Genomic DNA, 4,820 nt, shown 5'->3' on the forward strand with positions numbered 1-4,820 from the left:
GTCCTTGTGGCGGGGGTGCGCACCGGCGGGGCGTATCTGGCGCCGCTGGTCGCCACCCAGTTGGAGGTTGCGGGCGTGGATGTGCGGTTGACGAGCGTGCGGCCCGGCGAGCGGCCGGAGGTAGGGGACCGGCGGGTGTTGCTGGTGGACGACCCGCCGCTGACCGGCCGGACGCTGCGCTCGCTCGCCCGGGAGGTGCCCGGCCCGGCCGGGGCCGAAGTACTGGTGCCGGTGTTCGCTGCCGGTGATGTCCAGGGACTGCGGGAGGCCGGGGTCGCGGTCACCATCCTGCCGCGTGAGCAGTGGCAGTCCACCCGCCGACTGGAGCCGGGCGTCCTGTCCGCCTACCTGGCGGCCGAGGCCGACTGGCAGGGCGTTCCCCGGCCGCCGACGGTGGACGGTCTCGTGTCGGGGCGGGAGAACTCCGCGCTGGCCCCGTGGCCGGGCGTGCGGCGCCGCTCCCCGGCCAAGGCCGCCGTGCGGCTGCGCACGCCGGAGGGCACCCGGCACGCGGTGGCGGGCTGGGTGCCGCCGGGAATCTTCGGTGACGCGGCCCGCGCCGCGGCCACCGGCGTGCGCAGTCCCGTTCCCCCGGCCACGCTCGCCGTGGCACCCGCCCTCGTGATCAGCGAGGACCTCACCCCCGCCGCTCCGCTCGGGCCGAAGCCGTCGCCGCACCGGCTGGAGGAGGCGGTGGACTACGTCCTCGCCCGCGCCCGACAGCTGCCGGTGGAGCCGGGCGGGCGCGGCACGCCGATGCCCGCGGTCCTCGGCACGGTGGCCCGGGCCGTACTCGGCGAGGACAATCCCGGGACTGCTGTGCGGCTGCGCCATCTGCTGTCCGCGCTGCCCTCCGCGCTGCCGGACAACCGATGCGAGGCGGAGAAGTGGTTCCTCGACGGCGCCGGACGCCTGCGCAAGATCGGCCACCTCGCCCACGCCTACCGCCGCGACAACGAGCTGCTCACCCCGCTGCTCGACCTCGCGGCGCTCACCGTCACCTTCGGCAGCGGCCTGGAAACCGTCGCCCGGGCCCTCGCCCGGCGCCTGCCGGGCGGCCGGTCCTGGCACGCGGCGCTCGCTGCGGCCCTGCTCTGCCACGGGACGGCCCGCGGCGAGCAGCTCCCGCGCACCTACAACCCCCAGCGCGCGGCCGAGACCGCCGTGGAGGCGTACCGACTCCAGCGCGGCATGTCCGAAGCGGCCGGGCTCCTCCAGCACGCCCTGAACGACACGGGGGCCGGCCGGGAGGCGGCTGCACCGAGGGTTGTGCACCGGTGGGCGCAGCCGCCCGGAGCGCTGGTGCAGCCCCGGTTGCCCTTCGGCGGCACCCCGGCTCCCGAGACCGGGCCGGGCCCGGAGGACGAGGAGAGGGAGATGACGCTGAAAGCCGTCGCACGGTGGGCCGAGGGCCGGTTCCACCCCGTGCGCGAGCGGCAGGTGCTGCTGCTCGCCCCGGTGGACGGCCCCTCGGCCTGGTCCCGGGTCCGTCCCGCGCTGGAGGAGCTCGCCGGGGCGCTGCCCCGCCCCGACCTCCTCGGCTGGTGCGGCGTGCCCCTCGTGTCTCTGGGCAAGGCCGGCTGATGGCGATGCTGGTGTTCGACTTCGACGGTGTCCTGCACGACTCGCGCGAACGGGCCTGGCGCTGCTACCGGCAGGCCCGAACGGAGATGGAACTGGGGGCGCTGCCCGACCTGGCCGGGCCCGGCGACCTGCCGCTCGTCTACCGGGGCGTGCTTTCGGCCTCGCTGACCCGGTGGGTCGACTTCGAGGTCGCCGAGCGGTTCTGTAAACGGCACGCCGAGCTGACGGCCCGGGCCGCCGCCGACGAGCCGCACGGCCTCCTCCCGGAACTGATCGGTCCGCTGGCCGGCCTGGCCGCCGGGCCGGGATACGCGGTGGTCACCGGAAGCCACCACACCACCGTCCGCACCCTGCTCGCCCGTGACCTCACCGAGAAGGCGATGCCCCGCATCCTGCTCTCCCGCGACGAGCCGGGCAGCAAAACCGACAGGCTCCGCGACCTGCGCACCCGGTACGGGGCGGGCGCCTACGTCGGCGACACCGGCAGCGATGTCCGCCACGCCCACGCCGCCGGTCTGAGCGCGATCGCCGTCGCGTACGGCTACGCGAGCCGCGAGGACCTCGCCGCCGCCGGGCCGGACCGGATTCTGGCTACCCCTGCAGATCTGGCCGCCTGGTGCCGAGCCCACACCGGAGCCCGGGGAGTCGCCCCCGCGCCGGCGCCGTCCCGCGCCACCTGACCGCATACCCAATACCGCCCGCCCACCCCCGGGGACCTCCTCACCCCAGGGGCTGGTAAGCCCTGCCCGGAAGGACCTTCCGCATGGCCGCCACCACCACTGCGGCGCTCGACCGCCTGGCCCCCGCCGTCGCCACCACGCACCCCAGCCGCCCGCTGACCGGCCCGGACGGAACCGCCCTCGCGCCCCTGCTCATTCGCCCAACAACCTCCGGACCCGCCTGGAGGCCCACCTGCACGGTGAGGTGGGGCGGGTGAGGGTCACCAACACCCTGGATCGGCTCCTGTTGTTTCTGGAACGGCCGAAGGGCGGGTGGGTCGCCGCCGACCTGTCCGGGGCCGAGCACACCTCCGGCCATTGGCCGAACTGGACCACGGGGCACGTGAGGCTGGAGACGCCGGAGTCCTGGCTGTCGTACGCCGAACTGACCGAGACCGCTGCCTACCGGCTCACCCGTCCGGACATGCACCTGATAGGCCCTCTACCACCCGGAGTTCTTCCCTCTGCCGCGCTTCCCTCTGGGAATCAGCGACGTGGCCCGCGGCCCGCTCCACCCTGAGGGGCACGGTCACTCTGTCCGACATGCAGCACGGCAGGCCCACTTCGAGCTCTATGAAATTGACCCGGTAAATACCTACAGGATTCGCGATTCTGACACTCTGGGTAGAGCTGGGCATGGCAACTTCCAGGACCGCCCTGGGGCTCCGGCTCTTTTTCGTATCCAGCTCCGCGCACCCCAGACTTCTGCACTCGCCGATTCGATGTCCACCATGAAGCGGCGTCGATAGAGTTCATCCGGCTACTGAACCGAGGGCCTCTCGGTCGGGTTCGAACGTGCGGCCGAGGGATAAGCTGCCTCCGTGAGTGAGGGAACTTTCTGCTATTGCATCGGTGCTCTGGGTGGCGCCATGGTGGGTAAAGAAATTGTAAACCCTCCATAACGTTGCAGGTCAGGAAGTCTGCTCTCCGCGCGAGCGGAGGTGACCCGCCTCCGGCTTCACCCGCGAGTACGTCGCCCGCCTGCTCTCCGCGCGAGCGGAGGTGACCCAGTCCACGGCGCTGGACGGGGTGATCGGGGGTCCTGCTCTCCGCGCGAGCGGAGGTGACCCGGGGCGGCCCGACGATCCCCATCCGATGCGACCCTGCTCTCCGCGCGAGCGGAGGTGACCCGCTGTACCCGCAGGTGTGGCACACCGCGCAGCACTGCTCTCCGCGCGAGCGGAGGTGACCCGCGGTCAGATCAGAGGGGCCGCAGGATCCCGAGCTGCTCTCCGCGCGAGCGGAGGTGACCCGACCTCGCCGGAGCGGCCGCGCAGCCGGGCGGGCTGCTCTCCGCGCGAGCGGAGGTGACCCTCTGCGCGCGGTGGCGCGACTCACCGGGTGGGCCTGCTCTCCGCGCGAGCGGAGGTGACCCTCCGAAGGGCTGCTCGGGTGGGGCGGCAGGGCCCTGCTCTCCGCGCGAGCGGAGGTGACCCGCGCATGGCCATGCGCATGAAGGCTCAGCAGAGCTGCTCTCCGCGCGAGCGGAGGTGACCCGCCGTTCTCGTCCCGCCCGGAGTCCAGGTAGGCCTGCTCTCCGCGCGAGCGGAGGTGACCCGTGGGATCGCCCCCGTGGAGGGGACGCCAGAACCTGCTCTCCGCGCGAGCGGAGGTGACCCGCACCATCCGGCCGGGGCGGATGTGCGTCTCGCCTGCTCTCCGCGCGAGCGGAGGTGACCCGCTGTACGTGATCCCCTCGCCGTCGGCCGAGGACTGCTCTCCGCGCGAGCGGAGGTGACCCGACGGATGCCAGCATGCGCACGATCGGGCTCACCTGCTCTCCGCGCGAGCGGAGGTGACCCGTACCGCTTTCACGCTGCGGTTTATCCACAGCTCTGCTCTCCGCGCGAGCGGAGGTGACCCTGATGCCGGATTCCACGGCCTCTCGGAGACCGACTGCTCTCCGCGCGAGCGGAGGTGACCCGCGCCTGGGGTGTCGTAGCCGCACCGCGAGCACCTGCTCTCCGCGCGAGCGGAGGTGACCCGAGCCCGATGGACGACCCGGACCGGATCCGGCCCTGCTCTCCGCGCGAGCGGAGGTGACCCCCCAGACCGGACGATCCGCCGTCTCACGTGGACCTGCTCTCCGCGCGAGCGGAGGTGACCCGATCGTCGTCGAGCACACCTGGGGAGCCGCTGACTGCTCTCCGCGCGAGCGGAGGTGACCCCCGCGCGATAACCGAGAGGGGAGGAACAATGACCTGCTCTCCGCGCGAGCGGAGGTGACCCGGGTGGCGATATCTCCGGGGTGACCGCCGCGAGGGAGTCCTGCTCTCCGCGCGAGCGGAGGTGACCCGTCAGACACCGCCGCTCGACGGGACGCCGCGGCCCTGCTCTCCGCGCGAGCGGAGGTGACCCGACGCCGGCGACGGCGCCCAGGATGCCCGGGCCCTGCTCTCCGCGCGAGCGGAGGTGACCCGTCAGACACCGCCGCTCGACGGGACGCCGCGGCCCTGCTCTCCGCGCGAGCGGAGGTGACCCGACGCCGGCGACGGCGCCCAGGATGCCCGGGCCCTG

At 73.4% G+C, this 4,820-nt stretch carries 4 protein-coding genes and 1 CRISPR repeat array; all 4 genes read left to right on the forward strand.

Translation table 11 applies throughout. The features are described 5' to 3' along the window. Nucleotides 1–1,584, forward strand: a 1,584-nt coding sequence (locus FOE67_RS16700; RefSeq protein WP_228473961.1) for a phosphoribosyltransferase domain-containing protein, incomplete at its 5' end; no start/stop codon positions are given. Next, nucleotides 1,584–2,264 (forward strand): HAD family hydrolase, encoded by a 681-nt coding sequence (locus tag FOE67_RS16705; RefSeq protein WP_182665087.1) that lies wholly within the window; start codon nt 1,584–1,586, stop codon nt 2,262–2,264. The genes FOE67_RS16700 and FOE67_RS16705, both read left to right, overlap by 1 nt. An 83-nt stretch (nt 2,265–2,347) precedes the next feature. Next, nucleotides 2,348–2,521 carry a hypothetical protein gene (locus tag FOE67_RS16710; protein WP_182665089.1) on the forward strand — a complete coding sequence of 58 codons (174 nt, stop codon included), beginning with the start codon at nt 2,348–2,350 and terminating at the stop codon, nt 2,519–2,521. After that, nucleotides 2,518–2,823 carry a hypothetical protein gene (locus tag FOE67_RS16715; protein ID WP_182665091.1) on the forward strand — a complete coding sequence of 102 codons (306 nt, stop codon included), beginning with the start codon at nt 2,518–2,520 and terminating at the stop codon, nt 2,821–2,823. Before FOE67_RS16710 ends, FOE67_RS16715 begins: the two co-directional genes overlap by 4 nt. A gap of 400 nt (nt 2,824–3,223) precedes the next feature. Further along, a CRISPR array of direct repeats spans nt 3,224–4,784; the repeat unit is 28 nt; unit sequence CTGCTCTCCGCGCGAGCGGAGGTGACCC. Nucleotides 4,785–4,820 lie beyond the last annotated feature (36 nt).

Source organism: Streptomyces calidiresistens (genome assembly GCF_014141525.1).
Taxonomy (GTDB): Bacteria; Actinomycetota; Actinomycetes; order Streptomycetales; family Streptomycetaceae; genus Streptomyces; species Streptomyces calidiresistens.

What these genes read in the sequence shown, in the direction of transcription:
- FOE67_RS16705 (WP_182665087.1), top strand. Translation starts at nt 1,584, where the DNA reads ATGGCGATGCTGGTGTTCGACTTCGACGGTGTCCTGCACGACTCGCGC.
- FOE67_RS16710 (WP_182665089.1), top strand. Translation starts at nt 2,348, where the DNA reads ATGGCCGCCACCACCACTGCGGCGCTCGACCGCCTGGCCCCCGCCGTC.